The sequence below is a fragment of the Microvirga medicaginis genome, assembly GCF_052658925.1.
Window position 1 is genome coordinate 128,575 of the sequence record NZ_JBQWEL010000006.1, and the last position, 25,156, is coordinate 153,730.

The window sequence follows — 25,156 nt, forward strand, 5'->3', positions numbered from 1 at the left end:
CAAACCTTATCCTCGTCCAATCCGCTTGGCCTTCTCGGCATCATACCACCAGGTTCCCGGCGCGCCGGAGCTGAAGCGTGGCTTCATCGCCGGGCGGGAGAACTGGTCCCAATAGGCAATCCAGTCGCTGGCCTTGAACCACATGGGTACCCAATAATGGCCTGCCCGAAGCACCCGGTCCAGGGCCCGGCATGCGATGTTCAGCTCTTCCCGGGTTGCCGCGTTGCCGATCTTTTCGATCAGGGCATCGACGGCAGGATGGTCGATGCCGGCGATGTTCTGCCCGCCCGGTGTCTTCGCGGCCTGGGAGCCGTACACCACGCGCAGATCGTCGCCGGGGGTCGTCGTGCCGACGAGAGCACGGCTTGCCATGTCGAAGTCATACTCGTTCATGCGCTGCTGATATTGTGCCGCATCCACGATGCGGGAGCGCGCATCGATGCCCAGACGCTTCAGATTGGATTGGAAAGGCTGGGTATGCGGCTGAAGGGAGTTCTGGAAGTCGAGGAACTCGATGGTGAAGGGTTGGCCATTGGGCAGCTTGAGAGCGCCGCCCTCACGCTTGCAGCCGGCCTGACGCAGAAGCTCATCAGCCTTGCGCAGCAACTGCCGGTCCTGCCCCGAGGCGTCCGAGACCGGCGGCACATAGGGTTCTCCGAACGCGGCGGGCGAGAGCTTTTCGCGGAAGGGCTCCAACAGCGCGAGTTCTTCAGGAGAGGGAAGGCCGGTCGCCTTCATGTCGGAGTTTTCGAAAAAGGACGTGGTGCGGCGATAAGAGCCGAACATGATGTTCGCGTTCGTCCATTCGAAATCGAAGGCGAGCCCGATGGCCTGGCGAATGCGGGGATCCTTGAAGGCTTCGCGCCTTGTATTGAAATACCAGCCCTGGATCGCCGCAGGAGAATTGTTGGGCAGTTCCTCGCGCTTCACACGCCCTTCGCGCACAGCCGGGAAATCATAGCCTGTCGCCCATGTGCGCGAGGTTGCTTCCTCGTGGTAGTTCAGCGTGCCGTTCTTGAAGGCTTCGAAAGCCACGGTGCGGTCGCGGAAATATTCGTAGCGCACGCGGTCGAAATTGTTCTGCCCCACATTCACGGGGAGGTCCTTCGCCCAGTAATCGGGCACGCGCTCGAACTCGATGAAGCGCCCCTGCTCGAAGCGGCTGACCTTATAGGGCCCTGAGCCGAGGGGAGCTTCGAGCGTTGCGGCCTCGAAATCCTTGCCCTGCCAATACCGCTCCGAAAAAATCGGCATGCTCGCGACGACGAGATGGAGATCCCGGCTGCGCTGGGGCGAAAACTGTACGCGCAGCACATCCTCGGCTTCAGCTTCGGCAGAGACCATCTGCATGAGAACTGCGCGAAAGACCGGGTGCCCCTTTCCCTTCAGGGTCATCAGCGAGAAGGCCGCGTCGCGGGCCGTCAGCTTCGATCCGTCGTGAAAGCGGGCTTCCGGGCGCAAGGCGAACCGATAGGTGAGCTTGTCGCCAGAGATGCGCACGTTCCTGGCAACAAGGCCGTACATCGTGTTCGGCTCGTCGGCGGAGCCTGTCATCAGCGTGTCGAAGGTGCTGCCCATGCCGGCAGCGCCATCGCCGCGCAGCACATAGATGTTGAGCGTGTTGAACGTATCGAAATTCTGGTTGCCGCCGGTCTGTTTGATCTGCAGCACAAGCGCGCCGCCTTTCGGCGCGGCGGGATTGACGTAATCGAAATGCCTGAAGTCGGGTCCGTATTTCAGATCGCCGAAGCTGGAGAGGCCGTGAGATTCCGTTTCACCATTCTGCGCCAGACCATGGCGAGGAAGAAAAGACAGCGCTGTCGCCGCGGCGCCGTTCTTGAGAATCGTTCTGCGGCTTAAATCCTTCATCGAGGTGCTCCGGTCTTCGCAGCCTTGGCTTCGTCGTACCACCACACGGTCGGAAAAGCAGAACCTGCATAACGTGGCATCACATCTGGATGGCTGTAGCGGTCCCACCGGGCCGTGCGCTGCTTCAAGGACGTCCATTGAGGCACGACGTAATCGTGCGCCAGCAGAACACGGTCGAGAGCCTTTGTGGCTGCAACCAACTCTTCACGATCCTTGGCGAAGATGACCCTGTCGATCAAAGCATCGACCGCCGGATCGGCAATGCCGGCGAGATTGCGCGAGCCCTCGCGTTGTGCCGCTTGGGAGCCCCAGAATTCGCGCTGCTCATTACCGGGTGATAGGGATTGTCCCCACAGGCCAGTGGTGATGTCGAAATCAAACGAGCGAGTCCGATTGGTGTATTGCACATCGTCGACGCTCCGGACCGTCACCTCAATGCCGAGGCGTTCGAGGACGGCCTTGTAGGGCAGGAAGACCCGCTCCTCATTGGGGCTGCTGCTCAGAAGCTCGACACTCAAGGGCTCGCCCTTCGCGTTGACGCGATGGCCGTTCTTGACGTTCCAGCCCGCCTCGCGCAGGAGACGGTCCGCTTCGCGCAGGTTGCTGCGGATCGCGTCATTCGTATCGTTGACGGGATTCTTGTACGGCATCGTGAAGACTGATGGCGGAACCTTGTCGCGCAGGGATTCCAGGATTTCGAGTTCCTTGCCTTCCGGAAGTCCTGACGAGGCAAGCTCAAGGCCGTGGAAGTAGCTTCCGACACGCTCGTAGAGGCCGTAGAAGACGGTCCTGTTGAGCTCTTCGAACGGGAAGGCGAGATTGAATGCGCGGCGCACGCGCTCGTCCTTGAACTTGTCGCGCCGCAGGTTGAGCACGAAAGCCTGCATGACGCCGGACGCACGGAGCGGGAATTCCTCGAGAACGACGCGACCCTCATGGCGGGCCGGGAAGTCATAACCCGTCGCCCAGTTGCGCGCGCTGTTCTCGGAGCGAAAATCGATGCGATCCGCCTTGAAGGCTTCGAGCAACACGGTTGCGTCGCGGTAATATTCGTATCGGATCTCGTCGAAATTGTTCTGTCCGACATTCACATTGAGGTCGGAGCCCCAATAATCCTTCACGCGTTCGTAGGTCGCATTGCGGCCGGTATCGAAATTCTTGAGGCGATAGGGGCCCGAGCCGAGCGGCGGCTCGAGGGTTGTCTGCGTGATATCGCGCTTGCGCCCATCTGCAGTCGCGCTTTCCCACCAGTGCTTCGGCAACACGGTGAGCTGCCCCATGATCTGCGGCAATTCGCGATTGCCCTTCTCATTGAAGGTGAACTTGACCTCGCGCTCGCTCAGCTTCTCTGCCTTGGTGACATTGGCATAATAGAAGGCATAAGTCGGGCTGTTGGTCTTCAAGGCCTCGAAGGAAAAGATGACATCATCCGCCGTCACCGGCTTCCCGTCGTGCCACTTGGCTTCCGGGCGCAGGCGGAAGCTGACGGAGGAATAATCCTCCGGATACGAGAAAGCCTCGGCCAGGAGGCCGTAAGCCGCGCTTGGCTCATCATAGGACGGAGTTGTCAGGGTTTCGTAGATGAGGCTCAATCCCTGTTCGGGGGAGCCCTTCACGCCCGCGACCACGATGTTGAAGCTGTCGAAGGTGCCCTGCGCCCCGAGCCGCACGAGCCCGCCTTTGGGAGCGTTCGGGTTCACGTAGTCGAAATGCTTGAATCCGGCAGGATATTTCGGCTCGTCGAGGAGGGCCGCGCCATGCCGCCACTGGGCTTCCTGGGCTGCGAGAGGGGTGAAGGCAAGGCAGGCGGCCAGGAAGCTCGGCAGAAGGGTACGGATCACAAGGCGTCTCCTGAAGGACGAGGCGTCTGTCGTCAGGTTACATTTTGTGCGCCCGGAAGCGAGCGCAAGGGAGAGTGGGCAAAACAAAAGCCGGGCACAAGGCCCGGCTTCGGTAAATTCTGGTGTGCCTGTCTGGCCTTACTGGGCCGGGAGCGGGACCGGATTGTCGGACAGGGTCCGCAGGTAGGCCAGCAGATCCGCGCGCTCCTTGTCCTGGGCAATGCCGGCGAAGGCCATGATTGTGCCGGGAACGGCCTTCTTCGGGTTGTGGACGAAGTCGAACAGCGCCTCATAGGTCCACTCGCCGCCATGGGATTTCATGGCCGAGGAGTAGTTGAAGCCCTCGTGCGAGGCCACCGGACGACCGACGACGCCGTAGAGATTCGGTCCGACCTTGTTCGGGCCGCCCTTGGTGAAGTCATGGCAGGAGGCGCATTTCTTGGCTGCAGCCTGGCCCTTGGCCGGATCGGCGCTGGCCAGGAGAACGGGGAGGGGCTGGGCCGGAGCGGCCGGAGCACCGCCTGCGCCACCGGCAGCAGCCTCTTCGGCTCCCGGGAGGTCATAGCCCGGAACGGCAGGCTTGTGAGGCGAGAACAGGCCGCCGGCGATGACATTGACGCCGACCACGAAGAGAAGCGTACCGAAAACGGCGCCCGCGATCTTATTGGTCTCGATATTCATAAGTGAGGCTCTCCTCGCCTTGGTACGGCGAAACCCAGCGCAAACAAAAACGGCTCCGCGGGCGGACGCCCGGGATACGCGGCGTTGCTTAGCCGTAGAGAAGGGGTTTTGACAATGGGGTTCTTGCAGGTTTTGCCGTTCCATTAGTCGCAGTTTCGTTCCCAAACGCCGGAGGAAGGGAGGAGGTCCCCGGCTTCATCGCCGCAGAACCCATGACAAACGGGACCTGCCTTGCTAAGGACGCGCAGCTTCTCTTCAAAGACTGCGCCATGTCCGATCCGCTCGTCCTCATTCCCGCCCGCCTTGCCGCCTCCCGTCTGCCGAACAAGCCCCTGGCCGATATCGCGGGCGAGCCCATGATCGTGCATGTCTGGCGCCGGGCCATGGAGGCCGGGGTCGGACCCGTGGTCGTCGCCACCGACTCGCCTGAAATCGCCGAGGTTGTGGTCCGCGCTCACGGCAAGGCCGTCCTGACCCGGACGGACCATGCCTCCGGTTCCGACCGGATCTTCGAGGCTGTGGAAAAGATCGATCCGGAGGGACGGCACGATGTGGTCGTGAACGTCCAAGGGGACCTTCCGACCATCGATCCGCGCGTCATCGCCGCCTCGATCACCCCTCTTGCCGATCCGGATGTCGATCTGGCGACCCTGGTGGCCGTGATCGAGCGCGATGAGGAGAAGACCAATCCCAACGTGGTGAAGATGGTCGGCACGCAAGTCTCGCCGGGCCGTTTCCGCGCCCTCTACTTTACCAGGGCCACGGCCCCTTATGGCGATGGCCCGCTCTATCATCACATCGGCCTCTATGCGTATCGCCGGAAGGCCCTGCAGTGCTTCGTCGGCCTGCCGCCGTCCCCCCTCGAGCGGCGCGAGAAGCTGGAGCAGCTGCGGGCCCTAGAGGCCGGCATGCGCATCGACGCGGTCGTCGTCGACGACGTGCCGCTCGGTGTCGATACTCCCCACGATCTGGACAGAGCGCGCGAGATCATCGCGGCCCGGAGGACAGCATGAAGCAGGTTATTTCATTCCAGGGCGAACCGGGAGCCAATTCCCACATCGCCTGCTCGGAGATGTATCCCGGTTGGGAGGTGCTGCCGTGCCCGACCTTCGAGGACGCCTTTGCCGCCGTGGACGAGGGCCAGGCGGGCCTCGCCATGATCCCGATCGAGAACTCGATCGCGGGCCGCGTGGCGGATATCCACCACCTCCTGCCGACATCGGGCCTCCACATCGTCGGCGAGCACTTCCTGCCCATCCATTTTCAGCTCATGGCGCTGCCCGAGGCCGATCTCGGCACGATCAGGAGCGTCTACAGCCACGTCCATGCGCTGGGCCAGTGCCGCAAGATCATCCGCAAGCTCGGGCTGAAGGCAAATGTCGCGGGCGACACTGCAGGCTCCGCGCGTCAGGTCGCGGAGTGGAAGGACCCGACCCGGGCTTCGCTCGCGCCTCGCATGGCGGCCGGCATCTACGGCCTGAAGATCCTCGCCGAGGACGTGGAGGACGAGGCGCACAACACCACCCGTTTCGTCATCCTCTCGAAGACGCCGCAATGGACCCCGGCCGGCAACGGTCCGACCGTCACCTCTTTTGTCTTCCGCGTGCGCAACCTGCCTGCCGCGCTCTACAAGGCGCTGGGCGGCTTTGCGACGAACGGCATCAACATGACGAAGCTCGAGAGCTACATGCTCGAAGGTGAGTTCCTGGCGACCCAGTTCTACGCCGAGGTCGACGGCCATCCGGAGGATGCAAATCTGAAGCGCGCCCTGGAGGAACTCGACTTCTTCTCCCGGGAATTCCGCATCCTCGGCGTGTATCCGGCAGCGCCCTTCCGCGAGAAGATCAAGGAAGCGGCTGAGTGACGATCGCGATCCGCGACGCAATCGAGAGCGATGTGGATGGCATCGCCAAGGTCCATGTCCAGGGCTGGCGTGAATCCTACAAGGACTTCATGACGCCGGAAGCGCTGGCAGGGCTCTCTGTTGAAGAACGGAAAACCATGTGGCAAGGCGCTCTGGCCCAGGCTGACCCTCGAACCAAATTGCTCGTGGCCGTGGCCTGTGGCGGCGAAATCGTCGGTTTCGCCTGTGGCGGTCCGATCAGGAATGAGGGCGCGGGTCTTCTCGCCACTGAAGCCGAGCTGTTTGCGATCTATCTTCTCGACAAAGCCAAGCGGCAGGGAATCGGGCGCAGGCTCATGGCTGGCGTGTTCGATCACCTTGCGGCCCAAGGCCTGGGCTCGGTAGGTCTGTGGACCCTGAAAGAGAACCTCCCGGCCCGCCGTTTCTACGAAGCGCTCGGAGGCCAGGTCGGACCCGAGCAGGTCTTCGACATTCGCGGTCAGCAGCTCACCGAAATCGCGTATCGCTTCGAGCCGATTCCGACAGACACTGCCCGAGGCTTCAGCCCTTCACCCACTCCCGGATGAGGTGATTGGCGATGGCGATCGGGGAGGGCGCTGCGAATTGCTCGTGCGTGCCCTCCAGCATGCGGCGCACATCGTCCTTGGTGAACCAGCGGGCGTCCTCCAGCTCCTCACGGTCAAAGTTGATCTCTTCGCTGATCGCCTCGGCGTGGCAGCCGATCATGACACTCGACGGGAAGGGCCAGGGTTGCGAGGCGAGATAGCGAACCTCGCCCACACGGATGCCAGCCTCTTCGAAGGTCTCACGGCGCACCGCCGCCTCGATGGTCTCGCCCGGCTCCAGGAAACCGGCAAGGCAGGAATACATCTTGTCCACGAAGCGCGGCTGGCGGCCCAGGAGGCATTTGTCGCCGCGCGTGACCAGCATGATCACCACCGGATCGGTGCGGGGGAAATGCTGTGCGCCGCAGGCTGTGCAATCGCGGCGGAAACCCGCCTGAGCCGCTTGCGTCGATGCTCCGCAATTGGCGCAGAAACGATGGCGGTTGTGCCAGTCGAGCATGGATTTCGCCATGGCGAGGATGCCGAGTTCGTCTGCCGGCACGAGGCCGCGAACGGCGATCGTTCTCAGATCCGTGACGGTATAGGTCGGATCGTCCTGGAACAGCTCCGCTGCCTCAGGCGCGGCCAAGGTCGCGATGACGGGGCGGTCCTGAAGGGTCCCGAGGAAGACCTGCTCCTTATGCGACGCCAAGCGGCTCAAGGTGGAGATGGACAGAAGCCCTGTTCCGGGTTCTCCCGCCCGGAGGATCGGCTGGTCCCCGGCCAAAAGAACCAGAGCGCTCGTCGAATCTTTCGCGGCATTGGCGAGAGCCTCGGGGTCTCGTTCCGCGCTGTGGCGAACGAGTGGATTCGTGATGTAGCTGATGGGGCGTGTCATGGGGTCAGGCTTCAGCAAAGAGAGCGGCGGCGCGCTCGATGAGGGCGGTTGCCGCGTGGTCCGGGTAGGGTTTGCGGGTGCCATGGCCCCAGACGGGTCCAGGCCATGCCGGATCGGAGCGGAAGCGTCCGATCACATGCACATGAAGCTGCGTCACGATATTGCCGAGCGCGCCCACATTCACCTTGTCGGGCTTGGACAGCTCCAGCATCACGCGGGTCGCGATGCGGATCTCCTGGGCCAGCTGGGCGTAGTGCTCCTCCGACAGATCCGTGATCTCGCTGACGTTCGGGATGCGGGGCACCAGCACGAACCAGGGAAAGCGGGCATCGTTGAGGAGCAGGACCGAAGAGAGAGCCAAGTCGCCGATCGGGATCGTGTCGGCTTCGAGCCGGGAATCGAGCTGGAATGTCATGAGGCCTATCTAGCCGAGGTTGCGGTGAGATGTCAGCCATGATCCCGGAGGACACAGCCGATCCGAGATCGGGGGCAGACCTGGGCGCGGGGGGCTGCTCCTTGCGGGGAGGGTTGAGGGTGAGGGGCGGAAAGTCGAAGCGTTGGGCCTGCTCCAGAGAATGCGAGGCTGCTACTGCGCCCCCCCTCTCCCGTGTGGGAGAGGGGCAGAGCTGAGGGCATGCCCTTTCCGGAGAAGGCACAACCCTCACCCGGAGCAGTGCTCCGACCTCTCCCGCTGGGGAGAGGTGAGACCTGCGCTTCACACGTAAGCTCCTCACCCCCGTCGCACCACACCCGCCCCTGCCCCTCCCCGCAAGAGGGAGGGAACGGACGAGGGTATGTTCTCACTTTGTTCTTGACAATGATCCTAATCCGAACTATGTTGCCTCTGTCCCGGCTCACCGAGGGGCGCGCTCGCGAGGCGTCGTGACTGTGGAGCCGGGGCACGGTCCTGCCGGATGAGCTGACCGCACAGCCGCCGGGCAGGAGGCCGCCCGCATGTCGCAAGCGACCGATGCGGTGTCCGCCTAAAGAAGCCGTGCGCGAGGAGCCGTTCGGTTCCACGCTTCCACCTCAGATCGAGCCGGACCGCTCCTCGCGCGACCCCTCGACCCATTCACCCTCGGGCCACCACGCCGCGAGGACGCTGCCGCGCGCCCGCAGGCTCTTTGATAGTTTCGGATCGTCGGGAGCTCGGGCTTCGATCGGCAGACCGGTGACGAACCCACAGGAAGAAGTTTCCAACTTGCGTTCTCAGCCCGAAACGCCCATATAGCCATTGGGAGGTTGGCGAGGGACGTCTCACTCGCCAACCGGGTCAGGTCCGGAAGGAAGCAGCCCTAACGAGACCGAACGGGTCTTCGTCCAGCCTCCCACCTTAAGAGTTTCCCAAAGCCTTGCAGCCGATGGACGACACCACAGCCGGCACGCCCCTGAACGACGAGCCGGCCCTGCCGGGTTTCCCGGCCGCGCCCGCACCCGAGGCGCAGTCTTCGCCCTATCGCGTTCTTGCCCGCAAATACCGCCCCCGCACCTTCGATGACCTGATCGGTCAGGAGGCGATGGTGCGCACCCTTTCGAATGCCTTCGAGACCGGGCGTATTCCCCAGGCCTGGATGCTCACCGGCGTCCGCGGCGTCGGCAAGACCACCACGGCCCGCATTCTCGCCCGCGGCCTCAATTACCAGAGGACCGACGGCACCGGCGCGCCCACCATTCACATGCCGGAACTCGGCGTGCACTGCCAGGCGATCATGGAATCGCGGCACGTGGACGTGCTGGAGATGGACGCTGCGTCCCACACCGGCATCGACGATGTGCGTCAGATTATCGACGGCATACGCTATTCGCCGGTCTCGGCCCGTTACAAGGTCTACATCATCGACGAGGTCCACATGCTCTCGGAGAAGGCGTTCAACGCCTTCCTGAAGACGCTGGAGGAGCCGCCGCCCCACGCGAAGTTCATCTTCGCCACCACCGAAATCCGCAAAGTTCCCGTCACGATCCTGTCGCGCTGCCAGCGCTTCGACCTGCGCCGCATCGAGGCGGACAAGCTCGTGGCGCATCTCGCCCGCATCTGCGCAGCCGAAGGCGTGCAGGCCGAACAGGAGGCACTCGCCGCCATCGCCCGCGCGGCGGAGGGCTCCGCGCGCGACTCGCTCTCGCTGCTCGACCAGGCTATTGCCCATGGCGCGGGCGTGGTGACGCCCGACACCGTGCGCGACATGCTGGGATTGGCCGATCGCACGCAGGTCATCGATCTCTTCGAGGCTGTGATGCGCGGCGATGTGCCAGCCGCTTTCGCAGGCCTTCGCTCGCAATACGATGCCGGCGCCGATCCGGCGGTGATCCTTTCCGATCTCGCCGCTTTCTCGCATGTGGTCACGCGCCTGAAGCTGATCCCCGAAGCGGCGAGAGATCCCGCGCTCTCGGAAATCGAGCGCACGCGCGGTCTCGATTATGCGCAGAAGCTCTCGGTGCGCACGCTCTCGCGCGCGTGGCAGATGCTGTTGAAGGGCATTCCCGAGGTGCAATCCTCCAACCGTCCGATCTCGGCGGCGGAGATGGTCCTGGTGCGCTTGGCCTATGCCGCCGATCTGCCGACACCGGATGAAGCCTTGCGCGCGCTGAAGGATGGTGCGCCGCTGCCCTCCGGCGGTCCTGCTCCTTCCAGGCCCTCCGGTGGTCCGTCTACGTCCGGGAGCATGGCGCTTGCGACGTCGCAGCCTCATCCGCAGCCTCGCCCTCAACCGGCGCCGGCCGAGCCGACGATGCGTTTGCGCCGCTTCGAGGATGTGGTGGCGCTCGCGGGCGAGAGGCGTGAGATCGTGCTGAAGGCCGCATTGGAGCGTGATGTGCGCCTCGTCCGGTTCGAGGAAGGTCACATCGAACTCAGTCTCGCTGAATCCGGCAGCCGCACCATCGCGAACGATCTGTCGCGCGCACTCCAGCAATGGACCGGTCAGCGCTGGATGGTCTCGCTGTCCTCCGAGGAGGGCGCACCCACATTGCGCGATCAGGCGATCGCCGCCGAGCGCGAACGCAAGGAAGGCGCAGCCAGCCATCCGCTCGTGCAGGCGGTTCTCACCAAATTCCCCGGCGCGCAGATCGTCAACGTGATCGAACGCGCGGAGAAGGGCGGCGAAGACGCCGAGACCGAATTGAGCGATGCCGATGTGCTGGCGGCACATGAGGCGGATGCCGAAGACGAAATGTTTTAACCGAGGAGCGCGGTCATGAAGGACATCATGGGACTGATGAAGCAGGCTCAGGCGATGCAGCAGAAGCTGCAGGATGCCCAGGCCGAGCTGGACAATCTCGAAGTCGAGGGCAGCGCCGGCGGCGGTGTCGTCACCGTGAAGATCTCAGGAAAAGGCAACCTCAAGGCAATCAGCATCGATCCGTCGCTCATGAATCCGGACGAAAAGGAGATCCTGGAGGATCTCATCGTCGCCGCGATGAACGACGCGCGGGGGAAGGCCGATCGCACTGCGCAGGAGCGCATGGAAAGCCTGACCAAGGGCCTTCCCCTGCCGCCCGGCCTGAAGCTGTTCTGAGGCTCTTGAATGGCTCAGCACGTTGCCGGTCCCGAGATCGAGCGCCTGATCCAGCTGCTCGCGCGCCTGCCGGGCTTAGGCCCCCGTTCGGCGCGCCGTGCCGCGCTGCATCTCATCAAGAAGCGAGATACGCTGCTCAACCCCTTGAGCGATGCCATGCGCGTCGCCAACGAGCGGATCGTGGTGTGCTCGTCCTGCGGCAATGTGGATACCTCCGACCCCTGCACCATCTGCCGCGATCCCAAGCGCGATCCGTCGATCCTGGTGGTGGTGGAAGACGTGTCCGATCTCTGGGCGCTCGAGCGCTCTGGTGCGGTCAATGCGAAATACCATGTGCTCGGCGGCGTTCTCTCGCCGCTCGACGGTGTGCGTCCCGAGCATCTGAACCTCGACCGTCTCGTCGCCCGCGCCTCCGAGCCCGGCGTGACGGAGGTGATCCTCGCGCTCAACGCCACGGTCGATGGGCAGACCACCGCACATTACATCACCGAGCTTCTCGGTCGTTTGCCCGTGAAGGTGACGAAGCTGGCCCATGGTGTGCCGGTCGGCGGCGAGTTGGACTACCTCGACGAAGGAACGCTCTCCGCCGCTATTCGGCAGCGCACGTCGTTCTGACCTGCATCGATGATCTCAGGCCGGGATCACGAGCCTGAAAATCGTTCCCCCTTCGCTTTCAAGCGTGAAGCGGCCGCCCAGCTGGGAGGCAAAGGCGCGGATCAGCTTCATGCCGAGCGACGAGTCGTTTTCCGTTACGCCCGATACGCCTTTTCCATTATCGCGCACCACGATCTCGATCTGATTGTCATAGCGCTGGGCGCCGACCTGTATCCGCCCGCCCCGGCCCGGCTCGAAAGCATGCTTGAAGGCATTCGTCATGGCCTCGGTGACGGCAAGGGCCAGAGGCACCGCGCGTTCGAGATCGATGGCGATCGGCTCGGCATCGAGATGATCGACCGTGATGCCGCGAGCCTGGGCGCCGTAAGTGGCCGAGATTTCGTCGATGAGGCGGTTCAAATAATCCCGCAGGTTGATCGTCCCGCCTGTTTCCTTGCGATAGAGAAGATCATGGATCAGTCCGACCGATTGCAGACGATCCTGCGTTTCCTGAAATGCGGCCTTCACGTTTTCGTCGGGAAAGCGACGCGCCTGCATCTGCAGTAGGCTCGATGTGACCTGCAGATTGTTCTTTACCCGGTGATGAATTTCCTGAAGCAGGGTCACCTTGTCGGACAGCGCCTCGGCGAGCTCCTCGTTCACGTTCTGAAGGAGTCGTTGGGCTCGCTCCGTCTCTTCGCTGAGACGGACGCCAAACCAAGTCAGCCAGCCGAAAGCTGCCAGGATGATGAATGCAATTGCGGCGCTCCAGTAAAGCCCTTTCGTCCAGGCCGAGAGCGCTGCAGCGACAGGGATGCTGGCCGTGACGGTGATGGGCCAGCGGTCCAGTCGCCGGAACGAGATGATCCGCTCGACTCCATCGATGGGGTCTATCTCGTGGTAGGTGCCTGTGCGCTGCGCTGCCTTGTCGATGAAGAGAGCCGTGTGACCCACGCCGGAATCGAGCTGTTCCTGCGTCAGGCCCGTGCGGGCGATGACGCGACCATCCCGCCCCCAGATTCCGAGAGTGACGTTCTCCGTGCCGGCATCCGCGCGCGAAAGATTTTGCAGAAAATTCGGTCTTAGCACCACCTGGGCCACGCCGTCGAACTCTCCGTTGAGATCCGAGATGCGCCGCGAGTAGGTATAGAGAAGTTCATTGCTGATGCGCCCGAAAATCGCGCCGCCTACGAAGCTCTCGGCTCCTGCGCGATGGGCCTTGAACCATGTCCTGTCCGCGAACGACACGGGCATGCTGGTTTGCGGGATTGAAGTGGCAACGAGGTAACCGTCCCTGTCGACGATAAGAAAAAGATCACTTGCAGTCGATCGGCGCGTCAGTCCGGAGAGAAACTCCTTGGCTTCATCCGTCTCGCTCAATGCGCCAATGCCGCCCTTCGAACGTGCATAGGCGATAATATCGCCCAGGAGCAGATCGCTCGTCTCCAGGGTGCGCTTGGCGTATTCTTCCATCAGGAGCGCGAGATCCTGCGTCGCGGCCTCGGCCCGGGTCAGCGCAGCCCGGTACTCGATCCATAGAAATGCGCCACGCAGCACCAGCACCGCAACAGCGAACAGAAATGCCGTGGCGTATAGAACGCTGCGGATGTCACGCACTGGTATCATGACAGAAGACGATTCGGTTCCGCTATCGCGGTCGGATGTAGGGCAGTGAAGACACTCTGCTAGGCTGTTGCTCTCTTGTGCAGGTGACAGGGCCCGATCTCGTTGCTAAGCAAGGCTCCAATAATCCTTTTGCTCCGAGTGAACCCATGTCCATGACCGAACTCGCCCGTATCATCGATGCCGCCTGGGAAGACCGGGCCAATATCAATCCCTCCACCACGGGCGCCGTGCGCGATGCCGTGGAGCAGGTCATGGAGCTTCTCGATTCCGGCAGGGCCCGCGTGGCGGACAAGGCCGGAGGCGGCGAATGGCAGGTGCATCAGTGGCTGAAGAAGGCCGTGCTCCTCTCTTTCCGCCTCAACGACATGACGGTCATCAAGGGGGGGCCGGGCGAGGCCACTTGGTGGGACAAGGTTCCCTCTAAGTTCGATGGCTGGGCGGAGACTGAGTTCAAAGCGGCGGGCTTCCGCGCCGTTCCGAACTGCACCGTGCGACGCGGCGCCTATATCGCGCCCGGCGTGGTGCTGATGCCCTCCTTCGTCAATCTCGGCGTCTATGTGGACGAGGGCACCATGGTGGATACCTGGGCCACTGTCGGCTCCTGCGCGCAGATCGGCAAGAACGTACATCTTTCCGGGGGCGTGGGAATCGGCGGCGTTCTGGAGCCGCTCCAGGCCAACCCCACCATCATCGAGGACAACTGCTTCATCGGCGCGCGCTCCGAGGTGGTGGAAGGCGTGATCGTGGGCGAAGGCTCGGTGCTCTCCATGGGCGTGTTCATCTCTGCCTCCACCAAGATCATCGACCGCAACACAGGCGAGGTCTTTGTCGGCCGTGTGCCCCCGTATTCCGTGGTCGTTCCCGGCTCGCTTCCCGGCAAGCCCCTGCCGGACGGCACCCCCGGCCCGTCGCTCTATTGCGCCGTCATCGTCAAGCGCGTCGATGCGCAGACCCGCGCCAAGACGGGCATCAACGAGTTGTTGAGAGACTGATCCATGGACACCTCACCGCTCTCTCTCGCCCAATCGCTCCTTCGCTGCCCGTCCGTGACGCCGGAGGAGGGTGGCGCCCTCTCTTTCATCGAGAGCGTGCTGAAGGCGGCGGGGTTTGAGGTGCATCGCCCGGTCTTCTCCGAGCCCGGCACGCCGGACGTGGAGAACCTCTACGCTCGCTACGGCACGGGCAAGCCTTACCTGCTCTTCGCGGGCCATACGGATGTGGTGCCGTCAGGCGATGTCAGCCGCTGGCGGCATGATCCATTCAGTGCCGAGATCGAAGACGGCGAGCTTTACGGGCGCGGTGCGGTCGACATGAAAGGTGGCATCGCGTGCATGATGGCGGCGGCGCTTGGCTTCATCCGCGACAATCCGGATTTTAGCGGCTCCATCGGCTTTCTCATCACGGGCGACGAAGAGGGGCCCGCCATCAACGGCACGGTCAAGCTCCTCGAATGGGCGAAGGGACGCGGCGAGCGCTTCGACCATTGCATTCTCGGCGAGCCGACCAATCCAAATCAACTCGGCGACATGATCAAGATCGGGCGACGCGGTTCGCTCACCGGCAAGATCGTGGTGGAGGGCAAGCAGGGGCACGTCGCCTATCCTCACCTCGCGGACAATCCGATCCCCGGCATGCTGCGCCTGCTGGAGGGGCTCCTGCGCGAGCCGCTCGATCATGGCACGGATCACTTTGATGCTTCGAACCTCGAGGTGACGACGGTGGATGTGGGCAATCCCGCCTCCAACGTGATCCCTGCCGAGGCGAGAGCTACCTTCAACATTCGCTTCAATGATCTCTGGACGCCCGAGAGTCTGGAGGCTGAAATCTCTGACCGCCTGAGTGAGGCGGCCGGTAACAGCGTTCGCTATACACTACGCATGGAGCCGACAAACGCCATTGCCTTCCTCACGCCACCGAACGAGTTTGTGGGCTTCATCGCCGATGCGATCGAAACCGAGACGGGTTTCCGCCCGAAACTCTCCACTACGGGCGGTACATCGGATGCGCGTTTCATCGTGAAGGACTGCCCGGTGGTCGAGTTCGGCCTCGTCGGACAGACCATGCATCAGGTCGACGAGCGCGTAGCGGTGGCAGATCTCAACCGGCTCGCCGCGGTCTATCGCAAAGTGTTGAACGCCTATTTCGCGCGTAACTCCTAGGGATAAGCGCGGCTTTATTGGACTAAAGTCGGAGTTCTTCTGGAACGTTTTGCGACTCCAGCCGGTTTCACGTGAGCATCCCAACCATGTGAGGCTGCTCATGATCGTCACGGCAGATGAGGTTAACCGCTCGTTCAGGGGAACGCTCGACCTGCTCCACAGCAGGGTCGAGGGGCTGAAATCCTTCGACATGAGTGAGCAAGGATTCTGGCGCTCGTTTACCGCGATCTGGCTGACGCTGCCTGCTTACATCGTCTCACTGGCATTCGAGCGCCTGCGCCTCGGTCTCCTGCAGCCGGATCGTTCCCTGCTCGACAATATCTGGATCGATCTCGTGGTGGCGCTCGGCCATGTAGCGAGCTTCATGGTGCTGCCCCTCGCCATGATCTGGATCGCTCGTCGCTTCAATCTGACGAAGGCCTATGCGCCATTCGTCATCGTGACGAACTGGATCACGGCCATGGGCCTGCTCGTGCTGTCGGTGCCAGCCATGCTCCTGTTGCTCGGATGGGCCACGCCATCGCTCGCCAGCGTCTTCAGCTTTGCCTTCGCCGTGATCATCGTGCGGATGCAATGGTTTGCTACCAAGGCGACACTGGGACTGTCGAATCTCCCGGCAATCGGCATCGTGCTGCTCGGAATCGTGCTCAATTCCTGCGTGGGGAGCATCACCCGCAGCCTGCTCGGTTAATCCGGATAATCCACTCCGATCAAGTAGAGTCCCGTCGGCGGCGCCATGGGGCCGCAGCGGGTGCGGTCTTGCGCCTCGAGAGCCGCGCGCACATCGTCCACCGACCAACGTCCGGCTCCGGCACGCTCCAGCGTTCCGGTCATCGAGCGCACCTGATGGTGCAGGAATGAGCGGGCGGAGGCGTAAATCCGAATCTCGTCGCCGATGCGCTCCACATCCAGCCGGTCGAGAGTGCGGATCGGGCTGTTCGCTTGGCATTCCGCCGCGCGGAAGGTGGTGAAGTCGTGTCGCCCGACGAGAAATTGCGCCGCTTCGTGCATCACGGCGGCATCGAGATGCCAGGCCACATGCCAGACGCGGGAGGCGTCGAGAGTCGGCGGAGCGCGGCGATTGAGAATGCGGTAGACATAATGCCGCTTGATCGCCGAGAGGCGTGCATGGAAGGTCTCAGGAACCGTCTGCGCCGAGATGACCGCAACGGGCGCTGGCCTCAGATGGGCGTTGATGGCGTCCCTCACCGTATCAGGCCGCCATTCTCTCGTGAGATCCACATGCACGACCTGATGGGTCGCATGGACGCCGGAATCCGTGCGTCCGGCGCAATGGATGCGAACCGTCTCGCCGGCAAAGCGCGCGATGGCATCCTCCACCGCCTGCTGGACGGAGAGTCCATTCGTCTGATGCTGCCAGCCTGTGAATGGCGTGCCGTCGTATTCCACGACCAGCTTGTAGCGGGGCATGTCATTTCAATTCTGCAAAGGCCCGGGCGTAGGACACCGGGCCATGGGCCTCTTTTCCCTTCTCGGAAAGAGCAAGGGCCTGGAGATAAGGCCCGTCATAAGGGGTTTTCAACGGCCTTGCCAGTTGGGAGGTGAATCCGAAGCGGTTGTAATAATTCGGGTCGCCAAGAACGACGACCAAGTCGTATCCGTCGGCCGTGAGCCTCTCAAGGCCTCGCCGGACGAGGGTCGAACCGACGCCTTGTTTCTGAAACTCGGGCGCAACTGCAAGCGGTGCCAGCACAGCGCCTTTGACAGGAGGCGCTTCGTGAAGAGTCAGATACGAAAAGGCGATATGGCCGGCAGGCTTATCCGCATATGCCGTAAGGGAGAGAAACAGATCCCCATCATGGTGCAGGTGGCGCACGAGGTCGGCTTCGATCCGTTGTCCAAAGGCAGCCTCGTAGATGGCATTAACCGCAGACCAGTCGGGGGCTTCCTCTACGCGGATACCCATGGACGAACCTCATAAGAAGCGGGCGCCCGGACCGATCCTCACGCCACGAAGGAATTCATCGAAAGCAACGGGGCCCTTGCCGGCGCGCTGAACCTGTATCAGGCGAACGGCTCCCTCGCTACAAGATACCGTACCATCGCTGTCGAGAAGTGTCCCTACGTCACCTGAGCCTTTCCCCAACGTAGCTTTCAGAACCTTCACCCGCTCCTCACCCTTACCGAAATCGGAGATGAAGAAGGCGCCGGGGAAGGGGGACAGGCCACGAATATGATCGTGCACCGCATGCGCAGGCTTGGACCAGTCGATCCTGGCGTCCTCGTTCTTGATCTTGTGAGCGTAAGTGACACCCTCTTCCGGCTGGGGCGTGAAGCTCAGGCCGCCCCGCGAGAGGGCTGCGAGTGCTCGGACCATCAGGTCAGCACCCAGCACCATCAGCTTGTCATGGAGCTCGCCTGCGGACATGTCGGGAGTGATCACGACCTTCTCGACCATGGCGACAGGGCCGGTATCGAGGCCTTCCTCCATCTTCATCACGGCAACGCCGGTTTCCTTGTCGCCCGCCATAATGGCACGCTGGATCGGCGCTGCGCCCCGCCAGCGGGGAAGGAGGGAGGCATGGAGATTGAGGCAGCCCAGTTCCGGCGCCTCCAGAATGGCTTTCGGCAGGATCATGCCATAGGCCACCACCACCGCTACATCGGCATTGAGGCTGCGGAAGGTTTCCGTCGCTTCTTCCGTACGCAAGGTCTTGGGCGTGAAGACGGGAAGGCCGAACCGATCTGCCATCTTATGGACGGGGGAGGGCTTCAACTCCATGCCACGCCCGGCGGCCGCCGGCTCGCGGGTATAGACGGCAACGACCTCGTGACCCTGGCCGACGATCTCCGCCAGCGTGGGCACCGCGAAGTCGGGCGTGCCCATGAAGACGACGCGCAGGCTCATGCTCCGGCCTCGCGCCTTGCAGCCTTCTTGAACTTGGTCATGACCCGATCCCGTTTGAGCTTGGACAGATAGTCGATGAACAGAACGCCGTTGAGGTGGTCGATCTCATGCTGCACGCAAGTGGCCAGGAGACCGTCCGCCTCCTGCTCGATCACTTCGCCCTGGAGGTTCATGTAGCGGAAGCGCACCCGATCAGGTCGCTCGACCTCCTCGTAATATTCAGGGATCGACAGGCAGCCTTCCTCGTAGACCCGCTTCTCTTCCGAAGCCCAGGTGATCTCCGGATTGATGAGCACCATCGGCTGGCGCTCGTCCTCGGATTTCGACACGTCCATGGTCACCATACGCAGGGGCACGCCGATCTGGATGGCAGCCAGGCCGACGCCGGGAGCGTCATACATGGTCTCCAGCATGTCGTCGGCCAGCTGACGGATCTCCTGCGTGATTTCCTTAACGGGTTCGGAAACCAGACGGAGCTTGGGGTCGGGGATGATAACGAGGGGTCTAATGGTCATGATCGCGGGAGATAAGGGCTTCTAGAAGGATGGTCAAATCGTTCGTGATATGTTCGGATGCCGCCGTCAACCGGAAGCATGGCCATGAACGATATTGTCCTGATCCTTGGCAATCATGCCCTCACCTGGGGGCATATCGTCATTGGCATGGCGGCTTTGAGCCTGCTGCTTCTTACCCTTGTGACCGTGCTGCTCCTGAAGACACGTCGGGAGAAGGCTCTGGAGGCAGTGCTTGCGGAGGAGCGCGCGCGTGAGATGGATGACAAGGTGGCCGAGCTCACGCGGATCCAGGCGGAGATGACAGGGCGCATGCAGACCATGGCCGAGGTTTTCGGCTCCCGCCAGAGCGACTTCATCCGCATGATCTCGGAGCGGATTGATGGACTCCAGCATCGGGTGGGGCAGGGGCTTGAAGCCTCGACGCGCCATCAGAGTGAGAACCTATCGAAGCTTAATGAGCGGCTCGCCGTGATCGATGCAGCTCAGCAGAACCTCAGCAATCTCACCGGCGAGATCGTCGGGCTGAAGGATATTCTCGCCAACAAGCAAAGTCGAGGCGCTTATGGCCAAGGACGCATGGAGGCGATCATTCGCGATGGGCTCCCTCCAAATGCTTTCGAGTTCCAGGCAACGCTGTCCAATCGAACGCGGCCCGATTGCCTCGTGCGTCTGCCAGGCGATGCCCGTGGTCTCGTCATTGATGCGAAATTTCCACTGGAAGGATTCACCTCCTTCCGCGAAGCAAGAGGGGAGGAGGCCCGTGCCCGTGCCGCCGCGAAGGTACGCAGCGACATGCTCGTGCACGTGAAGGACATCGCGGAGAAGTATCTTATTCCCGGCGAGACGCAGGATATCGCCATGCTCTTCGTGCCGGCGGAGTCGATCTATGCGGATTTAGCTGAGCATTTCGATGATGTGGTGCAGAAGGCGCATCGCTCCCGTATCGTCATCGTTTCCCCATCTCTTCTCACCCTCGCCATTCAGGTGATGCAGGCTCTCGTGCGTGATGCGCGTATCCGCGAGGAAGCGCGTGTGATCCAAGTCGAGGTGCAGAAACTTCTCGAAGACGTGAGCCGCCTCGACAGTCGCGTGGCCAAGCTCGATGCACATTTCCGGCAGGCGCAGGATGATGTGGCGCAGATCCGCGTCTCGACGGAAAAGATCGTCAAGCGTAGCGAGAGAATCGAGGCGCTCGAATTCGAGGATGGCGATGCTCAAGCTCGTGCCGAGATGCTCAGGCTTCAAGGACGCGACCTGCGCATCGTCGAATAGCCCGGAACCGCCTTTCCAAAGCGACGTTCTCCCAATTCTAGCCGACGCGCCACGCGAGTGCGGGCGCTTGCAGTTGGACGACGCCACATATCGGGAAGGAATATGCGCTATGGGTCTCTTGTCAAAGGACATCAAGTCGCTGGACGATCTCTTCGTTCACACCCTGCAGGACATCTACTACGCCGAACAGCAGATCACGAAGGCGCTGCCGCAGATGATCGAGCAGGCTTCCGATCCTCAGCTGAAGCAGGCGTTCCAGACGCACCTGGGTGAAACCCAGCAGCAAATTCAGATGGTCGAGCAGGTTTTCCGCATGCACGGCCATGATCCGAAGGGCGTGACCTGCCCGGCTATCGACGGCATCATCGACGAGGCGCAGGATATCGCCGGCGATATCGATGATCCGCAGGTTCTCGATGCCGCTTTGCTTGCCGCCGCGCAGGCCGTGGAGCATTATGAGATCACGCGCTATGGCACGCTCGCGGCCTGGGCCAAGCAGCTTGGCCGTGATGATTGCGCCGGCGTTCTGCATCAGATCCTGGATCAGGAAAAGGCCACGGATCAGAAGCTCAATCGCATCGCCGAGAGCAAGATCAATACGCGGGCTGCGTAAGATCGTCCGATTAAGAAATGGCCTCCTTCGGGAGGCCATTTTCATTGGGTGGGGACGTTACTTCGCCGGCAGTGCGTATTGACGCAGGAACTCCGCAAGATCGTTCGTAATGTAGTCGATGTCCGGCGTCTTCACCGCTTCCTGTTCGAAGCTCTCTCGGAAGGGGTCCACCGTCTTCGGTACGATCAGCGTCGTCGTCATGCCGAGTTCGTGCGGCACGGTGAGGTTCTTGGCGATGTCCTCGAACATGGCCGAGCGCGTGGGTTCGACACCGTGCTTGTCGAGGAAATGCTCATAGGCACGCCGCTCGGGCTTGGGGACGAAGTTCGATGCGGCAATGTCGAACACATCCTCGAAATGGTCGAGGATGCCGATCTTCTTCGCCACGTTTTCCGCATGCTTGCGGGAGCCGTTGGTGAGAATGAGCTTGCGGCCCGGCAATTTCTCGATGGCTTGCCCAAGGCTGGCATTCAGCTCGATGTCCGTGTGGTCGATATCGTGCGCGAAGTCGAGGAAATCATGCGGGTCGATATCGTACTCTTCGATCAGTGCCCGCAGGGTCGTGCCGTATTTATGATAGAAATATTTCTGCAGGGCCCGGGACGATATGCCGTCCAGACCGAAGAGTTCCGCGATGTAGAGGGTGATGCGCTCGTCGATCTGCGGCCAGACCCGCGAGGTGTGTGGGTAGAGTGTATTGTCGAGATCGAAGACCCAGGTGTCCACGTGCGAGAAGGCGCGGGAGTCGGGAGACGACAGGTGGTTTTCGACGGGCGGTTTGGCGTTCATGGATCCTTAGCGCATCGTGTGGAAAAGTGGCCCCGGTTTTCCGCATCCAACGATGCGCTCCTCTAGACAAGGAGCATCGGATGGATCCCAAAAGTGCAAGTCCACTTTTGGGTCCGATGCTCTAGAGACGGCAATGGGGCCGTGCGGCCCCACTGAGTAGAATATAGTGATGGTGTGAGGTCCCGAAAAGGGGGCGCTCAGCCCCGCCGGATCAGCGTGCCTGCGCCGTGATCGGTGAAGAGCTCGAGCAGCACCGCATGCGGCACCTTGCCGTCGAGGATGACCACGGCCTCCACGCCCCGTTCCAGGGCATAGATGCAGGTCTCGATCTTCGGGATCATGCCGTCGGTGATGGTGCCGTCGGCAATGAGGCGGCGGCAATCCTCGATGGTCATTTCCGGGATCAGATTCTTGTTCTTGTCCAGAACGCCCGGAACGTCCGTGAGGAGGAGAAGACGCTTGGCCGTCATGGCACCCGCAATGGCGCCCGCGAAGGTATCCGCATTGACGTTATAGGTCTGGCCGTCCTGGCCGATGGCCACAGGGGCGAGAACCGGGATCAGCTCGGCGCTGAGCACCTGGTCCAGAACCTCGCGGTTCACCTTCTCCGGCTCTCCCACGAAGCCGAGATCCACCACCTTCTCGATGTTGGAATCCGGATCCACGGCGGTGCGGGTCGCCTTGCGGGCGATCACCATGTTGCCGTCCTTGCCCGAGAGGCCCACGGCCTTGCCGCCCTCGGTGCCGATCCAGCCCACGATCTGCTTGTTGATGGAGCCCGCGAGCACCATCTCGACAACCTCGACCGTCGCCTGATCCGTCACCCGCAGGCCGCCCTTGAACTCGGACTTGATGCCGAGCTTTTCCAGCATCTTGCCGATCTGGGGCCCGCCGCCATGGACGACGATGGGCTTGATGCCCGATTGCTCGAGGAGCACCACGTCCTCGGCGAAATCCTCGGCCGCCGCGCGGTCCCCCATCGCATGGCCGCCGTACTTGATCACCACGACCTGCTGGTCATAGCGCTGCATGTGCGGCAGGGCCTGAACAAGCACCTCGGCCTGCACATGAACGTCGGGGAGCTGATTGGAATCGGACATAGGCGGCTCCAGCGGGTGGAAGGAAGACGAAACGGCCTGCGTTCTAGCTGAACGGCGGGCCCATGCAAACAAGGACTTCAGCCTCGGACGCGAAGAAGGGCTGATACCGCCACCAGAACCCAGCCGAGCATCAACAGGATGCCGCCCGTGGGGGCGGCTCTGGGGAAGAGGGAGATCCCGGCGAAAGCGCGACGGGAGAGATCGCCGCAGAACAGAACGAGGCCCAGAACGAGGATATAGCCCGCAACCTGGGCGACGGTCGGATGGAGAGCTCCCGTCGCGATCAGGGCCGCCAGGGCAAGGAGACCCGGGGCATGGAACAGGAGAAACTGCGCCGCGGTGGTCAGATTGCCGCCCGTGATGTGGGCCGCCGCTGCGGAAAGAGCGACGCCCAGAGCGCCGGAGAGACCGGCCAGAGCGATGAGGAGGCGGGTCGCCAGGTTCACAGAGCGCCTCTTTCGCTGAGCAGCCGGGCGATTCCGGCGCGCAGCTCGGGAATGCCGAAGCCCGAGCGGCTGGACGTCGGCAGGATCTCGGGGAAGGCTGCGGCGCGCTTCGAGATCTTCTCGGCCGTGTCGGCGATCCGCTTTTCCAGTTCGCCCTTTTTCAGCTCATCCGCCTTGGTCAGCACGATCTGGTAGGAGACGGCTGCAGTGCCGAGCGTTTCGAGAACCCCTTCGTCGACCGGCTTGATGCCGTGGCGGGCGTCGATCAGCACATAGACCCGGGCGAGGCTCGCGCGGCCACGCAGGTAGTCGTGGATCAGCTGCGTCCAGGCATGAACCTTCTCCTTGTCCACGGCGGCATAGCCGTAGCCGGGCATGTCCACGAGGTGGAAGCGGTCATTGATGTTGAAGAAATTGAGCTGCTGCGTGCGTCCCGGCGTGTGCGAGGTGCGCGCGAGCGTATTGCGCCCGGTAAGCGCATTCACGAGGCTCGACTTGCCCACGTTGGAACGTCCGGCGAAGGCGATCTCCACCTTGCTCTGGGGCGGCAGATTCTTCAGGGAATTCGCAGCCCAGATGAAATCCGCCTCGCCAGCAAAGAGCTTGCGGCCGATCTCGAGGAAGGGGTCGGTATCAGGTGCCGTATCTGTCATGAGGTCCTTATCGCTGCTCCGTGCAGGCTGTTCAAGACCGCAGGCGTCACAACGATGAAATGATAGGAAAGTGAGTGGGTTCGGAAGAGGGCAAGGGTCTTTATGGCATGCGCCATTGTCCCCGGGGCCGGTGGCGTTCCGAGGTTTGGCAGTCGAGGGGAGGCGCGAGGAGCGGTCCGGCTCGATCTTGGAAGTGAAGCGTGGAACCGAACGGCTCCTCGCGCACGGTTCTTTTAGGCGGACAGGCGGCGCGGTCCCAGCAACTGCCCGAAGCGGACACCGCATCGCTTTCAGCGGGCGGCTCCGGACCAATCCTGAACCCCGGGCACAGCCTGGGCCTCCCGTCACACGAGCCTGCGTTCACCTCCCGCACGGGACCGCTCCCGACCCCGCAGCTTACGACGCCTCGCGAGCGCGCCCCCGGCAGGTCAGGATGCAGCAGATGTAACTCAGTTTAGGCATATTGTCAAGAACAGAGTGAGAACATGTTCCGGCTGCACCCTCCCGCCTGCCGCAGCCTCTCGCGTCATCCCTGGCCTTGGGCCGGGGATCCCCCGCTGCGGTGCGGCGCTTTTCCAATCGAGATGGCCGGGACACGCCCGGCCGTGACGGTGGAGGATGCGGCTCAATGGCAGCAAATCCATTGACCCCTCACCACTCTTGCGTGTTATCTCGTTGCCGGAGCCGGGCACACCCGGTTCCGGGGTCTAGTAAGCCCCTCCAACAGCGGCCGGTATCGGCCGTGAACGATGCCTTCCCAGCTATGGCCGGGGAGGCGATGGCGCATGTCCAGGGCGAAAGCCTAAAGGTCATCGCGGCCGTCTGTTGGCGGTCTTACTACTCCCCGACCACCAGCACTGCTGGTGGTCGCTTCATCCTCAGGGGAGTGTCGTCATGGTCTTCCGCCGTAAATCCAAACCGCCGCTCACGGAAGCGGCCAGGCTTGTGCAGCAGGCCGTCGCCCTCATCCACGGCTACTGGCGTGATACATCTTACCGACCGAGCACGACCGATCTGACGATGTTCCGACAGCTGAAGGAGATGCTCTTCCGCAGCCACGGCACCGTGCGCCGCATCGCCATTCGCATGGAGCGACGCTTTCACGACGAGCCGGAAATCAACGAGCAAAAGTGGTCGCGCTGATTTCCCGTCAGGACGGTCCCCGGACCTGCTCCAGGGATTGTGCCGGGATCCATGTCTTGAAAACACCGCTGCAACAAGACGTGGATGGCCGCAACGAGTGCGGCCACGACGAGAATAGAGACGGCACAGAGAAAAAGACGCGGAATTGCCCGAGCCAATTCCATTCG

General features: G+C 62.4%; 27 protein-coding genes and 1 other RNA gene. 13 read left to right on the forward strand and 15 right to left on the reverse strand.

Annotation, left to right across the window (positions count from 1 at the left end):
* Positions 1-6 precede the first annotated feature (6 nt).
* From ACUXUR_RS10465 to ACUXUR_RS10475, 3 genes are all read right to left on the reverse strand, one after another.
* Positions 7-1,869 carry an extracellular solute-binding protein gene (locus ACUXUR_RS10465; RefSeq protein ID WP_445502288.1) on the reverse strand — a complete coding sequence of 621 codons (1,863 nt, stop codon included), beginning with the start codon at positions 1,867-1,869 and terminating at the stop codon, positions 7-9.
* Positions 1,866-3,710, reverse strand: coding sequence for an extracellular solute-binding protein (locus tag ACUXUR_RS10470; RefSeq protein ID WP_445502289.1), 1,845 nt, complete (start codon positions 3,708-3,710; stop codon positions 1,866-1,868). The genes ACUXUR_RS10465 and ACUXUR_RS10470 overlap by 4 nt, the downstream gene beginning before the upstream one ends.
* A gap of 138 nt (positions 3,711-3,848) precedes the next feature.
* Complete coding sequence (locus ACUXUR_RS10475; RefSeq protein ID WP_445502290.1) at positions 3,849-4,391, reverse strand: c-type cytochrome; 543 nt, start codon at positions 4,389-4,391, stop codon at positions 3,849-3,851.
* A gap of 269 nt (positions 4,392-4,660) precedes the next feature.
* On the opposite strand from ACUXUR_RS10475, the gene ACUXUR_RS10480 reads away from it, so the two are divergent.
* The 3 genes from ACUXUR_RS10480 to ACUXUR_RS10490 are packed head-to-tail and all read left to right on the forward strand — an operon-like array spanning position 4,661 to position 6,821.
* Entirely contained in the window at positions 4,661-5,404 is a 744-nt protein-coding gene (locus ACUXUR_RS10480; protein ID WP_445502291.1) for a 3-deoxy-manno-octulosonate cytidylyltransferase, read from the forward strand.
* A complete protein-coding gene (locus ACUXUR_RS10485; protein ID WP_445502292.1) occupies positions 5,401-6,255 on the forward strand; it encodes a prephenate dehydratase in 855 nt (284 codons plus the stop codon). Before ACUXUR_RS10480 ends, ACUXUR_RS10485 begins: the two co-directional genes overlap by 4 nt.
* On the forward strand, positions 6,252-6,821 hold the full coding sequence (locus ACUXUR_RS10490; RefSeq protein WP_445502293.1) for a GNAT family N-acetyltransferase: 570 nt from the start codon (positions 6,252-6,254) through the stop codon (positions 6,819-6,821). Before ACUXUR_RS10485 ends, ACUXUR_RS10490 begins: the two co-directional genes overlap by 4 nt.
* On the opposite strand, the gene nudC is transcribed toward ACUXUR_RS10490, so the two are convergent.
* The 3 genes from nudC to ACUXUR_RS10505 all read right to left on the reverse strand — a co-directional run bounded on the left by nudC (position 6,796) and on the right by ACUXUR_RS10505 (position 8,898).
* Entirely contained in the window at positions 6,796-7,698 is a 903-nt protein-coding gene (gene nudC, locus ACUXUR_RS10495) for an NAD(+) diphosphatase (RefSeq protein ID WP_445502294.1), read from the reverse strand. The genes ACUXUR_RS10490 and nudC overlap by 26 nt on opposite strands.
* 4 nt (positions 7,699-7,702) lie before the next feature.
* Positions 7,703-8,113, reverse strand: coding sequence for an HIT domain-containing protein (locus ACUXUR_RS10500; protein WP_116527394.1), 411 nt, complete (start codon positions 8,111-8,113; stop codon positions 7,703-7,705).
* Between the two features lie 614 nt (positions 8,114-8,727).
* The gene (locus ACUXUR_RS10505) at positions 8,728-8,898 is read right to left on the reverse strand and encodes a hypothetical protein (protein WP_445502295.1); all 171 of its coding nucleotides are present in this window, start codon (positions 8,896-8,898) and stop codon (positions 8,728-8,730) included.
* A gap of 36 nt (positions 8,899-8,934) precedes the next feature.
* Here ACUXUR_RS10505 and ffs point away from each other — a divergent pair.
* The 4 genes from ffs (at position 8,935) to recR (ending at position 11,825) form a co-directional block, all read left to right on the forward strand.
* An RNA gene (ffs, locus tag ACUXUR_RS10510) (signal recognition particle sRNA small type) lies at positions 8,935-9,031 on the forward strand.
* 28 nt (positions 9,032-9,059) lie between these two features.
* Positions 9,060-10,874 (forward strand): DNA polymerase III subunit gamma/tau, encoded by a 1,815-nt coding sequence (locus ACUXUR_RS10515; RefSeq protein ID WP_445502296.1) that lies wholly within the window; start codon positions 9,060-9,062, stop codon positions 10,872-10,874.
* A gap of 15 nt (positions 10,875-10,889) precedes the next feature.
* Positions 10,890-11,210: a YbaB/EbfC family nucleoid-associated protein gene (locus ACUXUR_RS10520; RefSeq protein ID WP_445502297.1), complete on the forward strand. Its 321-nt coding sequence runs from the start codon at positions 10,890-10,892 to the stop codon at positions 11,208-11,210.
* A 9-nt stretch (positions 11,211-11,219) separates the two neighbouring features.
* Positions 11,220-11,825 (forward strand): recombination mediator RecR, encoded by a 606-nt coding sequence (gene recR, locus ACUXUR_RS10525; RefSeq protein ID WP_445502298.1) that lies wholly within the window; start codon positions 11,220-11,222, stop codon positions 11,823-11,825.
* Positions 11,826-11,840: 15 nt separating this feature from the next.
* Here recR and ACUXUR_RS10530 read toward each other — a convergent pair whose 3' ends face one another.
* Positions 11,841-13,421 (reverse strand): sensor histidine kinase, encoded by a 1,581-nt coding sequence (locus ACUXUR_RS10530; RefSeq protein ID WP_445502299.1) that lies wholly within the window; start codon positions 13,419-13,421, stop codon positions 11,841-11,843.
* A 155-nt stretch (positions 13,422-13,576) separates the two neighbouring features.
* Between ACUXUR_RS10530 and dapD the strand changes: the two genes are divergently transcribed.
* The 3 genes from dapD (at position 13,577) to ACUXUR_RS10545 (ending at position 16,280) form a co-directional block, all read left to right on the forward strand.
* The gene (gene dapD, locus ACUXUR_RS10535; protein ID WP_445502300.1) at positions 13,577-14,422 is read left to right on the forward strand and encodes a 2,3,4,5-tetrahydropyridine-2,6-dicarboxylate N-succinyltransferase; all 846 of its coding nucleotides are present in this window, start codon (positions 13,577-13,579) and stop codon (positions 14,420-14,422) included.
* A gap of 3 nt (positions 14,423-14,425) precedes the next feature.
* Positions 14,426-15,589, forward strand: a complete 1,164-nt coding sequence (gene dapE, locus ACUXUR_RS10540) for a succinyl-diaminopimelate desuccinylase (protein WP_445502301.1) — start codon at positions 14,426-14,428, stop codon at positions 15,587-15,589.
* Positions 15,590-15,689: 100 nt separating this feature from the next.
* The gene (locus tag ACUXUR_RS10545) at positions 15,690-16,280 is read left to right on the forward strand and encodes a hypothetical protein (RefSeq protein WP_445502302.1); all 591 of its coding nucleotides are present in this window, start codon (positions 15,690-15,692) and stop codon (positions 16,278-16,280) included.
* Here ACUXUR_RS10545 and truA read toward each other — a convergent pair.
* The 4 genes from truA to def are packed head-to-tail and all read right to left on the reverse strand — an operon-like array spanning position 16,277 to position 18,973.
* On the reverse strand, positions 16,277-17,020 hold the full coding sequence (truA, locus tag ACUXUR_RS10550; RefSeq protein ID WP_445502303.1) for a tRNA pseudouridine(38-40) synthase TruA: 744 nt from the start codon (positions 17,018-17,020) through the stop codon (positions 16,277-16,279). The two genes, ACUXUR_RS10545 and truA, sit on opposite strands and share 4 nt — an antisense overlap.
* Position 17,021: 1 nt before the next feature.
* Positions 17,022-17,516 carry a GNAT family N-acetyltransferase gene (locus tag ACUXUR_RS10555; RefSeq protein ID WP_445502304.1) on the reverse strand — a complete coding sequence of 165 codons (495 nt, stop codon included), beginning with the start codon at positions 17,514-17,516 and terminating at the stop codon, positions 17,022-17,024.
* Between the two features lie 9 nt (positions 17,517-17,525).
* Positions 17,526-18,458: a methionyl-tRNA formyltransferase gene (gene fmt / locus ACUXUR_RS10560; protein WP_445502305.1), complete on the reverse strand. Its 933-nt coding sequence runs from the start codon at positions 18,456-18,458 to the stop codon at positions 17,526-17,528.
* Positions 18,455-18,973 carry a peptide deformylase gene (def, locus tag ACUXUR_RS10565; protein ID WP_047187655.1) on the reverse strand — a complete coding sequence of 173 codons (519 nt, stop codon included), beginning with the start codon at positions 18,971-18,973 and terminating at the stop codon, positions 18,455-18,457. Before def ends, fmt begins: the two co-directional genes overlap by 4 nt.
* Before the next feature lie 84 nt (positions 18,974-19,057).
* Here def and ACUXUR_RS10570 point away from each other — a divergent pair, with 84 nt between their 5' ends.
* Both ACUXUR_RS10570 and ACUXUR_RS10575 read left to right on the forward strand, forming a co-directional pair.
* Positions 19,058-20,245 (forward strand): DNA recombination protein RmuC, encoded by a 1,188-nt coding sequence (locus ACUXUR_RS10570; protein WP_445502306.1) that lies wholly within the window; start codon positions 19,058-19,060, stop codon positions 20,243-20,245.
* A gap of 109 nt (positions 20,246-20,354) precedes the next feature.
* Positions 20,355-20,858, forward strand: coding sequence for a YciE/YciF ferroxidase family protein (locus ACUXUR_RS10575; protein ID WP_445502307.1), 504 nt, complete (start codon positions 20,355-20,357; stop codon positions 20,856-20,858).
* Between the two features lie 57 nt (positions 20,859-20,915).
* On the opposite strand, the gene ACUXUR_RS10580 is transcribed toward ACUXUR_RS10575, so the two are convergent.
* The 4 genes from ACUXUR_RS10580 to yihA all read right to left on the reverse strand — a co-directional run bounded on the left by ACUXUR_RS10580 (position 20,916) and on the right by yihA (position 23,846).
* Positions 20,916-21,647: a pyrimidine 5'-nucleotidase gene (locus tag ACUXUR_RS10580; RefSeq protein WP_445502308.1), complete on the reverse strand. Its 732-nt coding sequence runs from the start codon at positions 21,645-21,647 to the stop codon at positions 20,916-20,918.
* Between the two features lie 197 nt (positions 21,648-21,844).
* Positions 21,845-22,747: an acetylglutamate kinase gene (gene argB, locus ACUXUR_RS10585; protein ID WP_445502309.1), complete on the reverse strand. Its 903-nt coding sequence runs from the start codon at positions 22,745-22,747 to the stop codon at positions 21,845-21,847.
* Between the two features lie 77 nt (positions 22,748-22,824).
* Entirely contained in the window at positions 22,825-23,193 is a 369-nt protein-coding gene (locus tag ACUXUR_RS10590; protein WP_445502310.1) for a DUF423 domain-containing protein, read from the reverse strand.
* Positions 23,190-23,846 carry a ribosome biogenesis GTP-binding protein YihA/YsxC gene (gene yihA / locus ACUXUR_RS10595; protein WP_445502311.1) on the reverse strand — a complete coding sequence of 219 codons (657 nt, stop codon included), beginning with the start codon at positions 23,844-23,846 and terminating at the stop codon, positions 23,190-23,192. Before yihA ends, ACUXUR_RS10590 begins: the two co-directional genes overlap by 4 nt.
* Positions 23,847-24,740: 894 nt before the next feature.
* Between yihA and ACUXUR_RS10600 the strand changes: the two genes are divergently transcribed.
* Positions 24,741-24,989 (forward strand): hypothetical protein, encoded by a 249-nt coding sequence (locus tag ACUXUR_RS10600; RefSeq protein ID WP_445502312.1) that lies wholly within the window; start codon positions 24,741-24,743, stop codon positions 24,987-24,989.
* Positions 24,990-25,156: the final 167 nt, after the last annotated feature.